10 protein-coding genes and 3 pseudogenes are annotated in these 20,849 nt (G+C 62.9%); 4 read left to right on the top strand and 9 right to left on the bottom strand.

The window, feature by feature from the left end; translation table 11 throughout:
• Nucleotides 1–6 precede the first annotated feature (6 nt).
• The 9 genes and pseudogenes from ACQS5P_RS11095 to ACQS5P_RS11055 form a co-directional block, all read right to left on the bottom strand.
• Entirely contained in the window at nt 7–3,633 is a 3,627-nt protein-coding gene (locus ACQS5P_RS11095) for an REP-associated tyrosine transposase (RefSeq protein WP_428940958.1), read from the bottom strand.
• A gap of 165 nt (nt 3,634–3,798) precedes the next feature.
• Nucleotides 3,799–4,233, bottom strand: a complete 435-nt coding sequence (locus tag ACQS5P_RS11090; RefSeq protein ID WP_428940957.1) for a DUF488 family protein — start codon at nt 4,231–4,233, stop codon at nt 3,799–3,801.
• The gene (locus tag ACQS5P_RS11085) at nt 4,230–4,850 is read right to left on the bottom strand and encodes a DUF488 family protein (protein ID WP_428940956.1); all 621 of its coding nucleotides are present in this window, start codon (nt 4,848–4,850) and stop codon (nt 4,230–4,232) included. Before ACQS5P_RS11085 ends, ACQS5P_RS11090 begins: the two co-directional genes overlap by 4 nt.
• Complete coding sequence (locus ACQS5P_RS11080; RefSeq protein WP_428940955.1) at nt 4,847–5,551, bottom strand: dual OB domain-containing protein; 705 nt, start codon at nt 5,549–5,551, stop codon at nt 4,847–4,849. Before ACQS5P_RS11080 ends, ACQS5P_RS11085 begins: the two co-directional genes overlap by 4 nt.
• A gap of 40 nt (nt 5,552–5,591) precedes the next feature.
• Complete coding sequence (locus tag ACQS5P_RS11075; protein ID WP_428940954.1) at nt 5,592–9,746, bottom strand: sacsin N-terminal ATP-binding-like domain-containing protein; 4,155 nt, start codon at nt 9,744–9,746, stop codon at nt 5,592–5,594.
• Nucleotides 9,743–13,264, bottom strand: coding sequence for a helicase-related protein (locus ACQS5P_RS11070; protein ID WP_428940953.1), 3,522 nt, complete (start codon nt 13,262–13,264; stop codon nt 9,743–9,745). Before ACQS5P_RS11070 ends, ACQS5P_RS11075 begins: the two co-directional genes overlap by 4 nt.
• 3 nt (nt 13,265–13,267) lie before the next feature.
• A complete protein-coding gene (locus tag ACQS5P_RS11065) occupies nt 13,268–13,465 on the bottom strand; it encodes a helix-turn-helix domain-containing protein (protein WP_428940952.1) in 198 nt (65 codons plus the stop codon).
• A gap of 128 nt (nt 13,466–13,593) precedes the next feature.
• Nucleotides 13,594–14,404, bottom strand: a pseudogene (locus ACQS5P_RS11060) (IS5 family transposase).
• An 84-nt stretch (nt 14,405–14,488) separates the two neighbouring features.
• A pseudogene (locus ACQS5P_RS11055) lies at nt 14,489–15,336 on the bottom strand (IS5 family transposase).
• Between the two features lie 371 nt (nt 15,337–15,707).
• Here ACQS5P_RS11055 and ACQS5P_RS11050 point away from each other — a divergent pair.
• From ACQS5P_RS11050 to ACQS5P_RS11035, 4 genes and pseudogenes are all read left to right on the top strand, one after another.
• Nucleotides 15,708–16,511, top strand: coding sequence for a hypothetical protein (locus ACQS5P_RS11050; protein ID WP_428940951.1), 804 nt, complete (start codon nt 15,708–15,710; stop codon nt 16,509–16,511).
• A 78-nt stretch (nt 16,512–16,589) separates the two neighbouring features.
• Complete coding sequence (locus ACQS5P_RS11045) at nt 16,590–17,903, top strand: IS701 family transposase (protein ID WP_428936934.1); 1,314 nt, start codon at nt 16,590–16,592, stop codon at nt 17,901–17,903.
• A gap of 129 nt (nt 17,904–18,032) precedes the next feature.
• Nucleotides 18,033–18,908 (top strand): annotated as a pseudogene (locus tag ACQS5P_RS11040) (IS5 family transposase).
• Nucleotides 18,909–19,329: 421 nt separating this feature from the next.
• Nucleotides 19,330–20,820, top strand: a complete 1,491-nt coding sequence (locus tag ACQS5P_RS11035; RefSeq protein WP_428940950.1) for a hypothetical protein — start codon at nt 19,330–19,332, stop codon at nt 20,818–20,820.
• Nucleotides 20,821–20,849 lie beyond the last annotated feature (29 nt).

Genomic DNA, 20,849 nt, shown 5'->3' with positions numbered 1-20,849 from the left:
ATCTACCTACCTGTTCTCCTCGAGAGTCATCTGTCGCTCGCGCCGCTCCGACGCCGCGGCCGCCAGCCTCGCGATCTCCGGCCAGGCCACCGCCAAAGCGTTGTATGACACGGCCTCCTGCGCCCAGCCCCGTCGCTCGGCAATCTTGTGCAGCCGGTAGCACAGTTCCCGCGCCGTCTCGGCGCGGCTGCCGAGTTTTCTCAGCAGTTCCGCCGCGCCGCTCTCCCCGCCGTTCTCCAGGGCGCGAATCAGGTGCTGCGTCATTTCCCACACCGTCAGCCGCGCGTCAGTCGTCGGGTCCCAGTCGTCCGGCAACTCACCGCGCCGCAGCAGCCGCACCTTGCCCGCCCGCGCCGACACGATGCCCGCCTCCACCAAACCGTTCACCGCCGTGTTCTTGGCCTTGCTGAGTGTCTCGGCGTCGCCGAACGGCCCTTCCTCCATCCCGTGCTGCTCGAACCAGGCCAGCGCCCAGCGAGTATCGGCGTCGAACTCCGCCTCCTGCTCGGCCAGCACCTCGTCCAGCGTCTGGTTGATCAGCGCCAGGGCCGTGCGCACGGTCATGGCCCGGCCGCTAGCCTCGATCACCTTGGAGTAGCGCGAGAAGACGGCCATCCCCGGGCCGATGGCCGCCTGCGCCAGGTCCACCGGCGCGATGTTGCCCTGCTGAAGGTGCCGCAGCGCCGCGGGCAGTTCCTTCTTCAGTTCCGCGATGAACTCCCGCCGGCTGGTCTGCGGCGCATCCGCAGGCCGGGGGCGGCAGGCCAGCACGATGTAGGAGGCCAGGGCGTTGGTGCCCATGGCCACCATCCGCCACTTCTGCGACGCCCGCACCGGCCAGGTGGCCGTGATCTGGAACCCGCTGCCCAACAGCGCCTCCAGGAGCGTCTCCCAACCGGTGGTGAGGTCCACACTCGAGGCGCCGCTGGGAGCGCCGCCGCTGGGAGCGCCGCTGCTGGGCGTGCCGCTGCTGGGAGCGCCGCCATCCTGGCGGCAATTCTCATCGTCTGCCGGCTGGAAGCCGGCGCTCCCAGCCTCCTCGTCCTCCTGCTTGTAGGCGTAATAGACCGTGAGCGGGAAGCGCGGGTCCATCTTCTCCCGCAGGGCGGTGAAAGCCTTGCGGAAGCCGGTCTCGAAGTGGTCGCGGGCCTTGTCCTTGTCGCCGTCGAAGCGCTCCGGCGCGGCCACGAGTTCCGGTTCCTTCGGCACCAGGATGGTCTTGAAGAGGTCCGGGTACAGGTCGCCGATGGTCCGCCGCAGCCAGACGTAGAAGAAGTCCGACAGCGCCGCGTAGCCGATGTTGGCGTAGTAGGGCGGATCGGTGCTGACCAGCACGCCGCGAAGACCATCCCAGTCGCTGGCGGCGTCAATTTGCCTGCCCAGTCCATCCACCATGCCCGGCATCGGCGTCGATTCGATTGCATCAGCCGCAATGTCGACCGCATTGACCCAGCAAATGGCCCTTTCACCGAGCAAATTGGCTTCGGCGAAATCCCAGACCATGGGAATGGCCTGCCGCCCGAAAAGGTGCATCTGCTGTTGCCCGCTTGGCTTCCATGTGCTCAACGCACAGTTGAAATCCGCGCAACGGTCGAGGGCGAGGGCGAGGAAGGTGACGACGGCCTTGGCGTATTCTTCGGCTTCTGCCGGCTGGAAGCCGGCGCTCCCAGCATCGTTGAGCACGTCCTGCCGCACCTCCTTCACCAAGTCGCTGAACGTCACCAGCGCCGTGAGCTGCCGCGGGGTGAACAAATCCGAGAACTTCGGCATTCCGTACAGCGGCGGAGAGAACCAGCGTCTGTCGTTCGTCATGTCGGACTCAATCCCTGCCGCAGCCGGATGCTCTAGCTCAGGGACGCTTGCTGCTGTGCTTGGCAAATACACTCGGCCACGAGGCCCCTCCACCACCACGGCCAGAGGAATCTCATTCACCCCATGCTTCGTTGCTATCTCACGAAGTTCCGCCTTGTTGATTGTCTGCCCGCAGAACAGACATCGCGCACCTTTACCGCTGGTAGTTTCCCGTTCGGGTTGGCCATCGCACGCCGGTCGGAAGGACACCCGCTTGCCGCTGATGAGGGGCTTGGCGTGAATGAGGTTGGGCTTCTTCCGGCACAGCCAGAAGGAGCGAACAAGAGGGGCACGAGCACCACAGGCGGGATTTGGGCATTCGACCGTCCGCGCCCACAGCCAGGCGATGACCTCAGCTTGCTGGGAGCGCCGGCATCCCTGCCGGCATTCTTCGTCTGTGGCGTGCCGCCACGTGCCATCCTTTTCCTGGACGATGTGGACCTTGGGGTAGAGGTGGCCGATCTTCTTGCGGGCGCGCTCCAGAATGACCCGGCCGTAATAACGCACATCGTCCGCCAGGCCGGCCGCCCCGCGCCAGATGCCGCTGGCAGCGCCGGCATCGCTGGGAGCGCCGGCATCGCTGGGAGCGCCGGCATCCCTGCCGGCACAACTGACTGGCTTCAATCTCTGTGCAGCGCTTGAAAAACGCCAGTCCTCCGGCTTCTCGACGAGCCTCGCTCGTACAGGATTTCCTTCTATGTACTGCACGGCGTTCTGGAAGTGTTTCTCATCACGGATGAACCGGTCGTGATACTCGCGCTGCCAGAACGGCCCGGTGCGTCCGAGCAGCTTGTTGGCTTCATTAGCGGTGAAGGATTTCCACGAATGCAGGATGTCGGCCAGAGGCCAGTGCTCCCGGCATTCGACGAGAACATGGACGTGGTTGGGCATGATGCACCACGCCAGTAGTCGGTACCGTTCGCCGTCGAAGTGCAGCAGGGCATTCTCGACCAGTTCCGCGATGCGCGAATCGCGCAAGTAGCAGGCACCGTGACCGCGATCCAGCCATTCACGGATGCGCTTCTCGCGCTCGGTCTGACGCTCGGACTCGGGCAGGTGGGCGAGTTCCTGCATCCACCGGTCGAGCACTTCCTGGGGAAGCGCATCGGCAAGACGGAAGGTGACGGATTGAATGAGACCAGGCCGATCGAAGTGCGGGAGATAGCCCCGGCTGTGCCATTCGCATGCGTGCCGGCTGGAAGCCGGCGCTCCCGGCGAGGGGGATGAGTGCCGGCTGGAAGCCGGCGCTCCCAGCAGAGACTTTCTCCACTCCGGGTTCACCGGCGGCTGATCCAGCCAGCGCGGTACGATCTCTAAATTGCACTTATTGAGGAGCACGGCCACGGGGTTGAGGTCGGCGGCGTGGGCCTCGAAGCCCAGCCGGGCAGCCTCCAGCGGTATGGACCCGCCGCCGGCGAAGGGGTCGAGCACCGGCGGGAGTTTGCCGCCGGTGTGCTTGAGCATCTCTTCGCGAGCCAGTGCATAGACCTCCGGGTGCTCGTGGAGTTTTTTCTGCATGAGGCGGCGGATGATGTCGAAGAGCCGCTCGCGCTCGGCATTCTGGGCGTCCTCATTGGGGAACTTCTCCGGGTGGGCGGAGGGATCGTCCACCACGGAGGCAAAGAGCACCGCCCGGGCCGTCGGCAGCGGCAGCCGCGCCCACCACTGGTGGATGCCCTTGGGGTGCGGGCCAATGCCGGGCATCTTGTCGTAGGCCGAGGCGTCGTTGATCTCCGCCAGCGGCAAGGCGACTTCGATAAGTTTCTTGCGGATTGTTGTCATGTCGTACTCGTTTTCTCACACCGCATGCACATCACTCGAGCGGATCGTTCCAGTTGTCCGGTTCGATCCGATACTGTTTCAGCAGGCCGCGAAGCCGTTCGATTTCACGTCACTGCCTCTTCGCTTGTATGGACGCGCCGCACTCACGTGCTCCCTTCCGAGAGGTCACAGGTGAACGATCTCCACGTCGCCCCACTTGCTTTTCAGGTATTCGGCGACAAGCCTGCGGTGGCAGTACCGAGGCGTATCTTCGCTACAGAGCAGGCAGGCTCCGTCGAGCGCTTGTTGCGGCACAGTCTCCTCGATTCGACGCTGCTGAATCAGCTCCGTGAAGCGCCGCTCATACTCGCTCCAGTCACCTTTCTGCTTCTTAAAGGCATCCAGCATCTCCTTTGTCGGTGCGAGCTCCGGCCGGTGCTCGTACGGGATACCGCAGATCGACCGGAGGAAGTATGCCAGATCATCCCTCTTTGCGAACCCGGCAAGCTGGGACACGTTGTTCAGACGAACGTCGACGAGCTTCTTCACACCCGCCTTCTGGAGGCGCGTGAAGAAAGACTCGGCCGTTGTCTTGGTGAAGCCGATCGTATAGATCCTCATTGCCTGGCTCCGGGCGCTTCCTGCTCGTCGGCGCGCGATTCTTCGGTGTAGGCGATTTCCATCGCACGCAGGCGGTATGCCTCGTCGACCAACTCGTCGCGGCTGCGGAACAGGTCGTGATCCGGCAGCCCAAGTTCGGTAAGCAACCGGTTAACGGCTTCGTCGTGGCTTTGCAAGCTCCCATCTTCGAGAATGTGGTGGACGACTAACCCGCGAGCAACCAGGTGACGCGAAATCAGTATCCCACGGTGACAAGCAAGAGGGTCCTTCTCGGCACACATGAGCGCGATGCGGTGTTTCTCGGCGCCTTGCTCGATCCTGTCCAGTCCACGTTGGAACGGCAAAGTAGTCGCGAGCAAGTCGTAGCGAACCTGTCCGTCAACATAGCACGCTCGATCCTTGGAGCGTGCCCCCAGCTCGTCGCCGACGAACACGTATTCGATTCCCGCGTGGCCAAGTGCGGTTGCGAGCGCATCCCGATTGAATTGCGGGTTAAAGCGGCTGTAAGGGGTTGAGCGGACGTCGGCAATGGCCGTCACCTGATGTCGCGTCAACAGTCCGATGAACTCTTCAATCGGGTGAACCGAGTGGCCGATCGTGTAGATGGCTTTGGTCATGGCTTCGTTCCCTTTCGATCGGGGGTGATCACGGCAGCAGCCAGCTTGTAGGCGTGGCCGTAGAACGGCTCACCAAGGCTGATGCACAGCAAGGCGTCGGCCAGAGGGTACTCGCCATTCGGCCTGCGAAGATACTTAGCCTCGATAGGCGGATCCGTTACAACGAGTGAGTAGCGATGGCCGTGAAGTTGGAAACGCGCGCGCACACGACGTCGCGCGGGAAACTGGCCTCTGGCCTCTGCCGCAACTACCAGTTGGAGCCACGTAGGACGAACCAGGTACAAGGAACGGCTGAACTTGGCGGCTTCGGCCACCGCAACTCGATCGTTTTCACCGTGAGAGCTCGAGTCGCCGTTCAGCCAGAGCGGGCCGCCCGGATCCTCGACCGCTCGCTGAAGATCCGTCCACGAAATTGCGCCCGCCCGCGTCCAACAGGTATCAGGATCGATGACCTCGTTCTCGCTCTGATGGTTTTCCGGCTCGGGCCGGTCAAACCGAATCGTAATAATGTCGAGCACCTGTGGGTCGCGCCCGTCCGCGTAGCGACGTTCCTCCAGCGATACTTCTCGCGTTGGTCGCGCGCTGACGGGCCTCACCCATGCCCCGAATCGACCGGCCCGGTACTCGCGTCCAGCGACGCACCGACCAGACGGTGGCTTTCGGGAATTGGCCAAGCAGACTATGACCTTTTCATACGGCATTGCCGCAACTCCTGGCAATGAACCGATCGTCGCCTCGGCGTCATGTCCTGTCCTCCTCCCGAAGCCGGTACTTCGCCGGGTAGAGTGTAATCACCTTGTCTTCCACGCTCTGAAGGAGGTCCGGCCCGGACAGCTCCCTGGGCCTGCCCTCGCCGTCGACGAGAATCATGGAGCACTCACTGGGGCTGCTCCGAAAGAGTTCCCAGAGTTCCGCGGCGATTTCGACGCCGCCCCGGGCAAGGCACTGCTGCGAAGCCCAGTAGCGGGTGACGAGGTTCCCGGCCGAGTCGAACCGCCGCCAGTGGAACGGGGATTCGCTGCGCTCGATCCAGGAACCGTCCGGGTGAACGAACCGGTGCTGGACGCCGTCCCAGTGGTAACCGCGGTCATGGGCGAACCGCTCGAACAGCGAAGGCTCTCGTTTGCGAGGGGGCGGCCCGCCTCTAGGCTCGTCTTCCGCGTCCTGTTCCTCTTCGGGATGTTCCGGCTCTCGCCCCTCCTCCTCGTCGCCATCCCCCGTGACAGGACCTTCTTCGCCTTCTTTCTCGACCTCGCGTTTGGCTTTCTCCTTGCCGACCTCACTTTTCCCTTCAGAGACATCAGGCGTCAGTGCGGTCTCGGCCTCCAACGTGAAGTGCTCTTTCATGTACTCGGCGATGAAGCCCCGGTCGCGCTCGATGCACGCCTTGATCGCCTCGGTCACCGCCTCGTTGGCGAAAGGCCTGGCCAGTTCGGCGACGAGAGCGTCAAACGACCGGGCCGGTTTTCCGTTCCTGACAAAAATGGACTGCTCATGCCAGAGAACGTCCGGAGAATGCGATTGACCCGCCGGCGCGCCATCCACGTAGGGGGTGACTTGAATCGAATCATGGTCGTCGAACGGCTGCCAGGCCGAGCGCGCGAGGCGCGCGGCCGTCCGGCGGACGCGGTGGGTCTCGGCCTCGTCGTCCAACTTCACCCGCGCAAGCGCGCCGGCCAGGGCGGCAAGCCAAGGCTTCTGCACTGGGCCGCCCGTCGCATAGGGACGGCGAGTCAGGCGGTACTCGACCGCCGTTCCAAGGTCGGGAAGAGCGGCGAAGGGATGGCGGTCGCAGACGTCGGCAGAAAGCATCTGGAGGTTGGCGGTCGCGCCCTTGATGGCCGGGAACAGTTCGGACCACTTTGTGAGACTGTGCATGGTCAGGCGGAACCGCAGCCGCTCGACCGGCACCCATGCGTTGTCAAGCGCCAGCCAGTGACGGCATGTTTGCCACACTTGCGACGGATATCGCTGGAGGGCAGCCCGAACGCGGCGGACAGCACTGGCCTCCAGAGCTTGGGCGGAAGGAAGCCCTTTGAGCCACTTCAGGACGAGGTCGGCCGTGGGGCGATTGGCCACGCCGAGGCGGTTCCACATCCCGAGATTGTTTGCGGCGGGGTGGATGAGCGGCGCATCCGGCAAGTCGTCTTCTCCAGCATACTGGAACGCCTCGGATGATCTGGCCCACTCTCCAGCGGCGGTCAGGATCAGGCACTCGCTGGCAAAGGCCTTGCGGACCTCCTCCACACCCGCGGCGTCGCACCGCGCCAGGGCCCTGTCCATGGCACTGTACCACTTCACGATTTCCGAAAGGAGCGGGGCGGGATCGGGCGCTCGCGCCAAGGCGCGAACCCGCTCGATCAGCTTGTCCAAACCAGCGGGCGTGTCTCGGACGCCCAGGAGACGAAGCAAGGGCTTGGTCGCCTCGGTGTCCAGTTCGGCGCAAACGAACGGCTCGACCCCCAGAAGCGGCTCGGTGTCGGGGGTGCGGAGGTACAGCTCGGCGGGAACCAGCACCCGGCCTTGGGTGTCGGGCAAGCACGCCAACCCCCGCAGGCGAACGATCCACGCAGCGGGTATAACTCCGGTAGGAACGCTTCTTTCGCCCCCTGTTGTGGCCACTTGAGAAACGCTCGCTCCGCATCGCTTCTGCCAGTAGAGAGATGGTGACCCGAGCACACGGCGAGCCACCGTCGGCCAGATCGTTGCGTCCGTTTCGCTAGTTTCAGCCCAGTACTCGACGAGTTCGTCGTCAAAGTCGTGGTCGCTCAAATAGAAATTACTGGTGACGTAGGGATATGTGGTCGGGCAAGTTGCGCCTCTGGACTTGAGCACACCGGCCAGGCGATCTCTGCCCCAGATGTTCTGTTTTTTCGCACGGATCGGCGCGAAAGGCCAGAAACCGCTCTTGTCTGATCTCACCCACTGTTCCCACTGCTGGCGCGTACAAGCGCTGTACCCGCTGAAGTAGGCCTCGTGCAGGAGATGGGCCGCAGCCCAGTTATCGGGAAGGATCGCCTCCACGGCGGGGTCCTGCGTTGCGATGATGCCATCGTCCAGCTTGCGCTGCTGACCGTCCCGCGTGACGCAGCGGAATTCCGCCGGCGTCTTGGCGTCGAGCGCGGCCATGAGGTGAGCGATTTGCACGTGATCCTTGACCGAAACGCGCTTCGGACGAAACAGATTGCGACACGCGTTGGCGACGACGGCGTTCGCGTCGCTGGGCCGATCAAGGTTGAGGTCTTGGAGAAGCTGCCACGCCGCGCCGATGGTCTTCTCGTCGCCCTTGGCCTGCGCCAAGTGCTGCACCCACTGGCGATCAATGACGTGAACCAGCCCGACCAAAAAGGCCCATGACTCATCACTGATGGTTTCTTTCTTCGTCGAAAGACGGACGACGTTGTTGGCGGGAAGCAGGACATCGGCTCCCTCGACCGGAACGATCGCCATCCGACGGCGCTTCTGGCCGCCGTAATCGTAGCGGACGCTTTGCTGCACCAGACTCCAGAGCGCAAGGATGTTGCTATTGTCCGCTGGCCGGGGAATTCGCCGCCCTGCTGCAAGACGCTCAACCAAATCGTCATCATTGAGACCCTTGAGCCAGTCCCACGACTGCAACCGCTGCCGATGCTCGTGAGCTACGGCTTCGCACAAGACGTGCTCATCCTCATCCCCGAATACTTCAAGGAGCTGTGATGGAGCCCAGACAGCATAGGCCCGTCTTGGCGGCGAAATGCATTTCTCCGAGTCAACCAGTTGGCCGGCCGTCGTCACCAGAATGGGCTGGTTACCGACAGCCGTGGCAAACCCTTCGCAGATGGCCGAGGTGGCGTCGGCCGCTAACGAGTCCTCTTCCTCAGGTTTGTCGGGCAGAAGACAGTAGGCTTGGGCGCGCACATCGGGCTCCAAAGACTTATCCCGTAGCCACCCGAGCATCGCCTTGGCGGCCAGGCCGCCAAGACGATGCAGCAGCCAGCGGTTCGTCGGGGACAGCGACGGGTCCTTGATGGCGGACCGGGCGGGGTCTTGGAGAAACGGAGCGTTGCAGGAGAATGGCGTCTCAATAATGACGCCCGTTGGAAGGACGACGTAGAGCCGCTGTTCGCCGCGGAGACCGACGACAAGTTCGACCCGGCAGGGAGGAAGGTGGAGGTCTTCAACGTCGCGCTCTTGGCGGATTTCTTCCACCGCCTCTTGGGGGAAGGGCTCCTCCGGGGAAGCGAAGACCATCACGTCGTGCTGCTCGCGGCCAGTAAGCCTGATCCTCTCAGACCCCGCGACAGGCCCGGAACCGAGGCGGCTCTTGCGCAGCGTTAGGTCGCTAATCGTCAGTTCGTTGATGCGGTTGAAGAAGAGGAGTGAGGCTGGGCTTTCGACCCATTCCTGAAGGTTCTTCTTGAGTTCCCTCTCCCGGTTGGGATCCTGAATCTTGACGGCGATGCGGGTCAACGCGCAGGCTGGCGCATCGTCCATCCACACTGGCTCGGTAAAGCGTCGCTTGTGGAAGCGGACAGCCAAAGACGGCGTGAGAACCTCCACGGTCTCCCCAAGGCTGAAGGTGGACTTGAATCCAATCCCCCGAAACCCGATGGTGTGCAGTTTGCGCTTGTTGGAGAATCCAAAGCGGCAGAGGGACGCGAACTGCTCCTCATCGAAATCCTCGCCGTCGTGCTCGAACACGAACTGTCCGTTGGTCATTGACACGCGGACCCTTTTCGCCCCAGCATCGTCCGCGTTCTGGAGCAATTCAGAGACCACGTGCCGCGGACTTTGGACCTGGCCGAACAACTGCTTCCAAGGCCCGGCCAACTCGGGATCGCCTTCGAGCTGATCCCAACGCTGGCGGGCGCGGTCGCGCACCAATTGGAAGTAAGCGGGAGGCTGCCTCGTGCTCATGAAGGTGCCTCCCCGCGACGCAGCAGTTCCTTCAGCTCGTAGTTCACGCTGGTGACGCCGAAATCCGGTTCCTTCTGGAACGGTCGGCGGACGTAGACCGGTTCCTTGGCATTGTCGCCGTCCACCTCGACCAAGGCCAAGATGAACTCATCCGGCTTGTTCAGGGCCGTCAGGACTTCGTTCCTGGTGATGGTGACCGTGGTCGCCCCGGCAGCGCGGCCCTTGACTTCGATGAAAAACAGGCGGCCTGCGCCGGGAATTTTCGACTCTACGTCGTATCCGAGGTTCTCGCCGCTTACGTCGCGCGGCTCGCGGCCCAGGCGGCGCTCCGTCGCCAGAACGGCCTCCATCGCCAGACGTTCAACGTGCTGAGTCTGGCGGGCGAACATGGCTGGTTCGTCGCGGATCTCGCCCTTGAGACGCTGCATAAGCCCGATCGGCACGACCAGCGCGCCGCCCACGACCACAGGCGGCAGCGGCGAAAGGCGCCGCTCCTGCTCCAGTTCATCCATCCGCCGGCGCAGTCGGCCCTCCAGTTCGTTGGCTCGCTCGCGAGCCTTAGCGGAGTTGAGTCTGGCGTTGACCCGCCCAGCCTGTTCTTGGGCTTGGAGTTCGGCCGCGCGGTGATCCCAGTAGTTGATCTCCTTGGTCAGCCGGTCCTTCACGGCGGCGGCGGTCTTGGCCACCTGTTCTTCGCGGAACCGCTTGACCTCCTCGAAGTGCTTCGGCACCAGGTGCTGGATAGCGTAGGAAACGGCCGTTTCCTCGACGTTCTGCCGAAGCCATGGCGCAGTGAGTTCAGAATCGACCAAGGCCCTTTCTTCGTCGGTGATGGGTCGGTAATCGAGATAAGGGGCATAGCCGGCCATCCTGGCGCGGCCATCAGCATCCATTTCCACGAACTGCAACTGACGCGAAACGATCCTGCGGTTGCCTTGGCGATCGGTGCGGCCGTCTTGGATAGCGTGCTCAATGTAGAAAAGCATCCGTACCCGCTCGTCGCTCGTTTCACGAGGGTCAACGAGGACAGCCCCCCGCCGCAGGAGATCGCGGTAACGTTCGAGGACAATATCAATCGTGGCGTCGAGGAGCGGATGGCCGGGGCAGACGAAGGAGGCCAGAGGCTTCCCCGGCACGCTGATCAGTTCCTTGTGAAAGGTCACCCGCTCGTACCGGGACAGGACAGGCCGTCCAGTGCCGATTTGCCTGTCGCGGCTGCGGATGACGGCGGGCACATGGGTGATCTCGTAGCGGCGCGGCTCGCGTTCCCGGATGGTGCCGCCCAGAAGGCGGAACGCCTCGATGAAAAAGGATGCGATGAAATGCGGCTGGAGTCTGCGGGCCTCAGCGCGTTCCATGTCCTCCTTGATGCGCCGGATCGTCGCGGCGTCCAGACTCTCGTGCGCCAGAGCGCGTTCTTCAAGCAACTGCCGGAGGTGCTCGCGGTCCAACGCGGCGTCCACGATGCGGAACAGCCGCTGGCGGACCTCCGGCTGTTCACCGTAGCGGATCGCCTCGATGAGAAGTTCGCGCAGAGGCTTCTCCAGGAAGAGTTTACCGAGCACGTCGAACACGCGGCCGCCGAGGGCCTTGCGCTGCTCCTCGATCTTCTCAAGCAGCCGGTGGTAAACCTCGCCCTCACGCGTCTCGTGGGCAACCAGGTTCCACAGGTGACAGACCTCCGTCTGGCCGATGCGGTGGATGCGCCCAAACCGCTGTTCGAGGCGGTTGGGGTTCCAGGGAAGGTCGTAGTTAACCATCAGATGGGCACGCTGGAGGTTGATGCCCTCGCCCGCCGCGTCGGTGGCCACGAGTATCTGGACGTCTTTGTCCTGGGTGAACAACTCCTGTGTTTTGCGGCGATCCTCGCGCCCCATGCCGCCGTGTATCGTCACCACCGCCTCGGGACGACCGAGGAGCGCCCTGAGCCGGTCCGCCAGATAACTCAAGGTGTCACGGTGTTCGGTGAAGATGACCAGTTTCCTGCGGTGGCCGTGAGCGTCGAACATTTCGGAGTTGTTTTGGAGCAGGTTGGAGAGCTCCTCCCACTTGCGGTCGGTGCCACCGCGCCGCACTTGGAGGGCCAATTGCTCCAGCCGCTGGAGCGTTCTGATCTCGGCTTCGAGTTCGGCGATGGTCTGTGCCGCCGACGCCTGATCCACCACCGCCTCCTCGGCGGCCTCGACTTCGGCGTCGGGGGCGTCGTCAAGCTCCTCAATATCCTCCGGCGTAATCGCGGGGAGTTCCTGCGTCGTGTCAACGGTGACTGAGGAGCCGCGCTTGACGAGTCTCTCCTCGCGGAGCCGTTTCTCCAGCCGCTCACGCCGTCGTCTGAGGGACTGGTAGATGGCCTCGGGGGACGAGGCGAGACGGCGTTGCAGTATCGTCAGGGCAAAGCCAACGACGCTCCCGCGGCGACCCTCTCCCTTCGCGGACAGCCGCTCGGCCCTGTTCATTTCTTCTCGGACGTACTGTGTGACTTCCGCGTAGAGCTTGGCCTCCAAGTCCGACAGCGCGTACGTGACGGTGTAGGCCCGACGTTCCGGGAAAAGGGGCGTTCCGTCGAACTTCCGTAGCCCTTCTTTCGTGACGCGACGCATGAGGTCAGAGACGTCCGCGACGTGTACGCCGTCACGAAATCGACCCTCGAACCGGTCGGCGTCCAGAAGCGCCAGGAAGAGCTGAAATTCCTCTTCCTTTCCATTGTGCGGCGTGGCCGTCATGAGAAGCAGGTGTCTTGCGAGCCTGCCGAGCACGCGGCCAAGTTTGTACCGCTTGGTCTCCTTCACCTCACCGCCGAAGAATGACGCGTGCATCTTGTGAGCCTCGTCCACCACGACTAGGTCCCACTCGGTCTGCTCAATCTTGGCGATGACGTCGTCATTCCGGCTCATCAGGTCAAGCCGGCTAATGACAAGGTTCTTCTCGGCGAATGGATTCCCCGTTCGGGAGGCCTCTATTGCTTCCCTGCCGACGATGTCGAAGGGCAGGTGAAACCTTGTGTCCATCTCGTCCTGCCATTGTTCGGCAAGGTTGCCGGGGCAGCAGATGAGGCACCGGTGCAGGTCGCCCCGTATCATGAGTTCCTTGATTAACAGACCGGCCATGATGGTCTTTCCCGCGCCCGGGTCGTCCGCGAGCAGGAACCGCAACGGCTGCCGAGGCAGCATCGCCTCGTAGACCCCCGTGATCTGGTGCGGCAGCGGCTCTATGAGGGAAGTGTGGATGGCCAGAAGCGGGTCGAACAGATGTGCGAGGCTGATGCGGCGGGCCTCGGAGGCCAGACGGAACTGAGCGCCGTCGCCATCGAAGCTAAACTGCGCACCCTGCGTCACGATGTCTAGGGAGGACTCACGGTCCCGGTAAAGAAGCTCACTGGCCAGACGGCCGGAGGCGTCCTTGTAGGTCGCCTCGACGACATCGGAGCCGTGCCACTTGACGTCAATGATGGTGACCAAGCCGTCGGCAAGGATGCCCTTGACGGTCGCGCCACGCGTGAGTTCCTCCAGTCGGGCCATGAGCTATTTCCCCCTTCTTTCGAGCTCTCCCTTTATCTCAAGGAGACGGCGCACCAGGAATGGCTGGGGCCTGCGTTTGCCGTTTTCCCAGTGGTTCACCGAACCGTAGGTGACGCCGACCATCTGGGCGAACTGCTCCTGCGTGAGTCCGAGCCGCCGCCGGAGTCCCCTGATTAACTTCGGGATGATCTGATCAGTCATGGTCGCTCTCCTGCTACCTGTTCCGCGGAAAATCCTAGGCTCATGCAACTCGCTGTATTATCCTGCATATTCGGGCGCGGTTCTCGACCACTTTCCAAGCGTGCTGGAGACGACGTGATTTAGATCGCCTAACAAAATGAACTTGTGAGACACCGGTGGCAGATTACGATACACCCCAGCTTCAAGAACGCCATATGAATGTCGGCGCGACGTTCGTACCGAACCGCAGACGGCGGAACTGATGGAGCCAACTGATCGTTCGCTCCAGCACCCATCGGAACAACCCCAGGCCGCTGCCGTGCTCCGTGCCCCGCTGGGCGATCGTCGGTTCGATGCCGCAGTTGAGCAGTTCCTGACGATGCGGGTCGGAATCGTATCCCCGGTCCGCAAAGGCCTGTTTGGGCCGATGCACCGGGTGGCCGACCTGGCCGGCGATGGGAGGGATGGCGTCCACCAGGGGAATCAACTGCGTCAGGTCGTGGCGATTGCCGCCCGTGAGCCCAACGGCCAGCGGAATGCCTTCCGCATCCGTGATGAGGTGGTGCTTCGACCCCTTTTTCCTCCGATCCACGGGGCTGGGACCCGTACTTTCGCCCCCCCGACCGCTCGCACGTGGCTGCAGTCCACCACAGCCGCCGACAGGTCGAGTTCTTCCTCGGCTCGTAGCCGGTCCAACAAGAGCTTGTGGACCTTGTCCCAGACCCCGGCCTTCTGCCAGGCCTGCAAGTATCTCCAACAGCTCATGCCCGATCCGCAGCCCATCTCCTGGGGCAGGTCCTCCCACGGGATGCCGCTTTTCAACACAAACAGGATGCCGGTCAGGACCTTGCGACGGTCCAGGGGCTTGCGGCCGGGATACTTCTTGCGACGAGGCTTGGGAGCGGGCAGTAACGGTTCGATCAAGTTCCACAACGCGTCATCCAGTAACGGTTTGGCCATAGCTGGACCTCCTTGTCTATCCATGACTTCGGCAAACCGGACTACATAGATAGGATGAGTCATTTTGTTAGGCGCTCTTAGAACCTATCTCATTTGCCCCAACCGGTAGAGCCTCCGATACCACAGCAGCGCGCACGCGAGTTTGATGGTGCCGAGGTAGTTGGATGACTTCTTGCAATATCGCACGAGGATGCCGCGACACTTGCTCAGCCACGCGTGCGTTCGCTCGACAACCCATCGCCGCGCGGGATGCTTCTTGCGGTTGCGGCCGTCGAGTTTTTCCTGGCCGATCTGCTTGCAGTGCGGCTCGTAGCCGAACACCCGCGCGGTGGCGTCGGCGGGGGCGCCGCTGTAGCCCTTGTCCATGCACAGGTGCTGCTCCTGCTCGGTCACCGGGTTGGGCGGTTCGGTCACGACCGCTTCGAGCGTGTCCTGAAGGATCATGGAGTCGTGGACGTTGGCGCCGGCCACGACCACCGCGATCGGCCCGCCGTCGGCTTCCGTCAAAACGCTGCGTTTCGTTCCGTTTTTCGCACGATCGGTGGGATTGGGTCCGACATGATCCCCCCAAAACGCGCCTTGGACATGGCACCATCGACGCTCTGCCAGGCCCAGTCCACGCCGCCGAGTTCCTCGCAGGCGCGCACGAGCAGTTCCCAGATGCGATCGAACACGCCGCGCTCGATCCAGCGCTGCTGCGTGCGGTGCACCGAGGAGTCGTCGCCGAACTCCTTGGGAAGCCGGTTCCACTGGCAGCCGGAGCGGAGGCGGTAGATGATCCCGTCCAGCGCCCTGCGCTGGTCCACGCGCTGTCGATGCCCGCGGTGCGGCGGGTCCAGCTCGGCGAGGATCGGCAGGATCAGATCCCACAGCTCGTCCGGGCAATTCCAGATCGTGGGCAGGGGTTCGGCAACGCGTTTGGTTCTGGCCATCCGTGGCTCCGTGGTAAGATTCCTTCCACGAATATCGGCAGAAAAGGTCAATTGAGATAGTTTCTTATTGCCGCACCGCAACCTGCTGCGGCAACGCATCGCCCGCGACCAGCGGGCACCCACAACCCCGCATCGGCAGGGTTTTTTGTTGGGGAGAGCGCCACACCTGCGGCCGGACCGAACCGAAGACCAGATTCGTCGCACAACGGCGGAGGCTGGCACTCAACTACGATTGCGAGACATGACCGCCACGCGATGATCATGCAGGTTGCGGAAAACAACGGCATCGCAGACCGGAACGTTCACCCGAACAATCGGCAGGCGAGAGGCCGAGGCGGATCTGCCTGGAGGTTGAAAGCAAGGGCTGGTTAATGCCATCTCGAGTTCAGCAGCAAGACCTGGAGTTGCATATCGGACAGGAATTTGCCAACGCTACAGGCATCCTGCCTCCGGCGAGCATTAGCCGCGTGACGCGCGATCCGCCGGACCTGTGCGCAAAGCTTCCGGGCGGACAGGTCATTGGCATTGAGGTCTGCCAGATTCTACAAGAATCGAGTCGCCGCCGGTCCACTCGTCCCAAGCAGCAGGAGGCTATCCAGGAGGTTATTCTTAGGAATGCGCGAGCGCAAATTTGTGAGCGCGAGAACCTTCCCCCGCTACGTGTGCGGGTCACCTTCCGTGATCTGTCATCTGTGAGAACTTCGCATGTTAGGAAGTCCATCGCTACGGAGTTGATCGGAGCAATCAAGTCTGCGCGGGCGAGCGTTCCGAGCGAGCCCTCGCGATCCTTGGTTATCCAGAATCACGAACTTCCAGAATCACTTCAGAGATGGGTGGACTTCATGGTGATTGCCAGGCGTCCACCAAATCTGCCGTTTCAATTCGACCCTTGGGGTACTGCCGAGGTGAATTCCTTATCGAAAGAACAGCTTGCGCAGATCATCGGCGGCAAGGCCAAAAAGTTGGAAAAGGCACACGCTAGAGTTGGCCATACGGAATACACCGCATACTGGCTGCTGCTTTACATAGATCACCTCGCACCCTCGTCGTGTTTCCACTTGCCGAGCAGTAATGTCCTGCCCACGTGGGATAGCACTTTCCATCGCGTTTTCGTGTTTGATCGCCTGCGCAGGGAGTGCGTGGAGTTGATCCGACAAGAAAGCGGGTCTACCTAGCATGACAGCGCTAGATTAGCTCAAGCCGGGAGCGGCTGCGAGTCGATGACGATTCTGGTCCAACACCGGAGTCGTGCGATGAATGCGGAACAACTCGCTTCTCTGCAGCCAGCGTTGTCGGCATGGGTTCAGTCGTTTCGCCCCTGCTTCAAGCGTGCGGTGACCTTCGATTACTTCCAGAGTTATCTGCTGGGATTGATGGCGGACCTGCGACGCAAGAGCGTGGAGCCGATCGCGCTGGCGTGCGGGGTGGCGGTGCGGACGCTGCAGGAGTTCTTGTCCCTGTTCGCCTGGGATCATGCGCGACTGGAGAAGATGCTGATCCATCGCGTGGCCGACCGTTGTCCGCAGGGCGGAATCGGAGTGATCGACGCCACCGGCCATCCCAAGCAGGGAGACAAGACGCCTGGGGTGCAGCGGCAATACTGCGGGGAATCGGGCAAGATCGAGAACTGCGTGGTTGCCCAGCATCTGCTGTTCACCGACAACGATGCCAAAAACCCCTTCTCGTGCGTGCTGGCCAGCGACCTGTATCTGCCGCAGGACTGGGCGGCGGACCGCGACCGCTGTGAGGAGGCGGGCATTCCGGCGGAGTTGGTCTGCCGTGCGAAGTGGAAGATCGCCCTGGAGCAGGTGAAGCAGGCGCTGGCCGGCGGGGTGAAGCTCAACTGGGTGGTCTTCGATGAAGAGTACGGCATGGTGCCGGCGTTCTGGTTCGGGCTGGACGAGATGGGCCAGGCGGCGGTGGGCGAAGTGCCCGCCAGCTTCCGCGCCTGGGTCAAACGTCCGGCGTGCCGCAGCGGCGGGTACGCTTCTCACGCGGCGCGGCGGGTGGACAACCTGAGCACGCACAGCCCGGCGTTCACGAGCCAGCCCTGGAAGCGGTGCAAGGTGAAGGACACCACACGCGGGACACTGATCTGGGAATACAAGGCAACCCGAGTCCATCTGAGCGACTCCTCGCACGCCAACCACAACCTCAGCGTTCCCACCGACCGGATGTACTGGCTGATCGTGATGCGACAGCCGAAGACCGGTGAGATCAAATACGTGATCAGCAATGCCGGCGAAGGCGCCAGCGTCGAGAAATTGATCCGCGTGCTGCTGTCACGCTGGCATGTGGAAAAGTGGTTCGAGCGTGCCAAGCAGGAGGCGGGACTGGGCGCCTTCGAGGTCAGAACCTATGTGAGTCTGATACGACACTGGCTGTGCGTGCGATTGGCGATGTGCTTCCTGTCGGAACAGACGACCCGGCTGCGGGGGGAAAAATGTGCTCATCACCTTCGAGCAGGTTTGCGAGGCTGTCTCGACCCTCGCGGCGAAGCTCTGGCAGCGCGACTGGAGGTCCTGGTCCCAGCTGATGCAGCGATGTGCCTATCACCAACGGCGTAACGAGGCAGCATATAAAAGCCGACACCGCTCGGTGATTCAGGTCAACTCTACGTAGCGCTGTCATGCTAGGCTCTGTCTGAAAACTCCGAATTCGCATACACTGCCGTGACGACATGGAGGTCGCCACTCATGAAACGCCACGAGCTGACGGACGAGCAATGGGCGTTGGTCGAGCCGCATCTGCCGCGGAGCACGGCCCGAACCGGACGCCCGGCTCGCGATCGACGAACGCTGCTCAACGGTATTTTCTGGATTCTCTGTACCGGCGCGCCTTGGCGCGATCTGCCCGAACGCTTCGGCCCCTGGCAGACCGTGTACGACCACTTTCGCAAGTGGCGAAAAAAGCGGCGTCTTTGCCCGCATCATCGAGACGCTGCAGGTCAAGCTCGACAACCAGGGATACATCGACTGGGAACTGTGGTGCGTGGACGGGTCATCCGTCCGCGCCGCCCGCGCTGCGGCCGGGGCTGACAAAAAAGTTGCCGACGGCACCCCGACGAACCCGCCGACCACGCACTGGGCCGCTCGCGAGGCGGGTTTGGCTCCAAATTCCACGTGGTCACTGACGGTGCGGGCACTCCGCTTGCCATCGAAGTCACCGCCGGGCAAGTCCACGAATCGACGCGCGCCGAATCGGTCATCGCAGAGGCGATCGCGACGCTGATCGGCCGACGACGAAAGAAACGCAAGCGTCGCCACAAGCCCCGCAAGCTCGCCGGCGACAAAGGATACAGCGTGCAGCGCGTGCGCGACTGGCTGGCCGAGCAGAAGATCGAGCCGGTGATTCCGCACAGGGAAAATGAGCTGGCGCGACATGACCCGGCGGTGTGGTTCGACCGCTGGGCCTACCGCGGCCGCTGCGTGGCCGAGCAGTGCGTCGGCTGGCTCAAGGAGTTCCGGCGCATCGGAACGCGGTTCGAGAAGCTGGCCGTGCATTTCCATGGAATGCTGCAGTTGGCGATGATCCGCCGGTATCTCAAACTACTGTTTTCAGACAGTGCCTAGATCGGATACCTGAGCGCACATATAGACTCACCGAGTCAGACGTCATTGGACGGTCTTGACCAAATTGGCAATCCGAGATTCGGAAGAGCATAAGGGCGCGATCGCCCACCTCGGTGGCGTGTAAGCGCCATCGGTTGAGGGTCGAGTGAACGATACGGGCATTCTGGTCTGCGCCTCTCGAGTAATTCCGGCAGACGTAGGTAAGCCCGTCTCGCGGGTCTTTCGGTCGAGCGAGCGTTCACGGCATGGCCAGACGCCGTAGGACGCCATGGTGCGAAAGAACCGGCTGCGACCAGTTTACGCACACGGCTAAACAGGCCTGTCGCCGGACCGTTCGGCGGAGGCTTTGGGAAACTCGGGCACGCCCGGGCGGAAGCACACCTGCAAGACAACGACGCGTACGCGGGATATAACCTCGGCGGTGGAATCGGTGGAATCGCTGGATTCGCAGACGCTACAACAGACGCTGGGGCAGTTGGATCGCCTTGGGCGGCTGGTTCGCCACGATGCGCATCGCCAGGTGTGGAGCTTTGCGCACGGCGGGCGCGAGTATTACCTGTATTTCTACCCCAGGCCAAACGCCTTCGGCTCGCTGCTGCGGCGAGGCGGCGCCTTCGCGGAGTTTGTTCGATTTCAGCAGATGCAGCGCGCCGCGGTGCCGGTCCCGCGAGCCATCGCGCATCTGGCGGGCCTTCGCATCGGCCAGCAGTTGGGCGACGCGTTGATCGTCGAGGCCATCAGCGGCGCCGTCCCGCTGGGCACGTTTCTGCGGGAGCGTCGGCTGAGCGGTCAGCCACTGCCGGCATCGCAGCGACGGGCCATCGCAGCAGGCCTGGTCGAAATCCTGTATGGCATCGGGCGGGCGCGGTTCGGGCATCCATCGCTGTCGCTGGACAGTTTCCTGGTTCGCGACGATCGGCTGTGGCTGCTGGATGTCAGGCAGTTGCGTCGCGGCGGGCTGAGGCTTGCGCACCTGTTCAGCTTTGCCCATGATGCGGCGAGATTCGCCACACGTACCGAACTGCTCCGCGGTTGGCTGCGGTTGAACCCCGACGACCCCTGGCCGCGGAAAAATCCGCTGAGCGAAAAGCTGTGGCGGCGGCAGTTTCGGCACCTGCGAGGCCGGGACTGGGGCCGGCTGCGCGCCGGGCCGTGGTCGGGTCTGTTTACGCAATCGTCGCGGTGGGCGGTTGCCTGGTCACTGGCCAGCCGCCTGGGGGCATCGCGGCGGGATTGGGAACTGGCCTGGCCGATGCTGCTGGCGCAGATCCAGTCGGATCAGCTTACGGTGCTCAAGAGTGATTCCAGCGGGCAGGTGCTGGCGGGGCAGGTGGTGCTGGCCGGTCGCCCCATCGCGGTGGTGGTCAAGCGTCCGCGACGCAAGGCCTGGCATCGCTATGTGCTGGACCTGTTTCGCCCGGCGCGGGCCCGACGCATGTGGCTGAAGGCCTGGCAGCTCATCGTCCGGCAACTGCCTTGCGAGTGGCCGTTGCTGCTGATGGAGCGACGGGTTCTGGGATACGTGATCGACGCGATCGTGGTTTTCGAGCACGTGCCCGGAGAATCGCTGGATCGCATCGACCTGGATTCGACCGACCCGCAGCGTCGCGACATGCTCTTTCGCCGGCTCGGCAGGACACTGCGCCGCATCGAGCGCAGCGGCCTGGCACATTACGACGCCAAGAGCACCAACTGGATCGTCTTCGACGACTCGCACGACCCGGCCGGGCCAACACCGGTCATGATCGACACCGACGGAATCCGGCCGCTGAACTACTGGCTGGTGAGCTGGGGGATTCGGCGACTGCTGCGGGCGATGAAGCAGCATCCGCAGTACACTGCGGAGGATTCGCTGGCGCTGTGCCAGGGTTATGCTCCGTTTGCGCGCGGGCAGATTGGCCGCCAGAGCTGACAGATTCCATTGCCCGTGGTGTTGAATTG

The organism is Fontivita pretiosa (genome assembly GCF_050410795.1).
GTDB classification, from domain to species: domain Bacteria; phylum Planctomycetota; class Phycisphaerae; order Tepidisphaerales; family Tepidisphaeraceae; genus Fontivita; species Fontivita pretiosa.
This window is presented reverse-complemented; position numbering and strand designations above follow the sequence as displayed.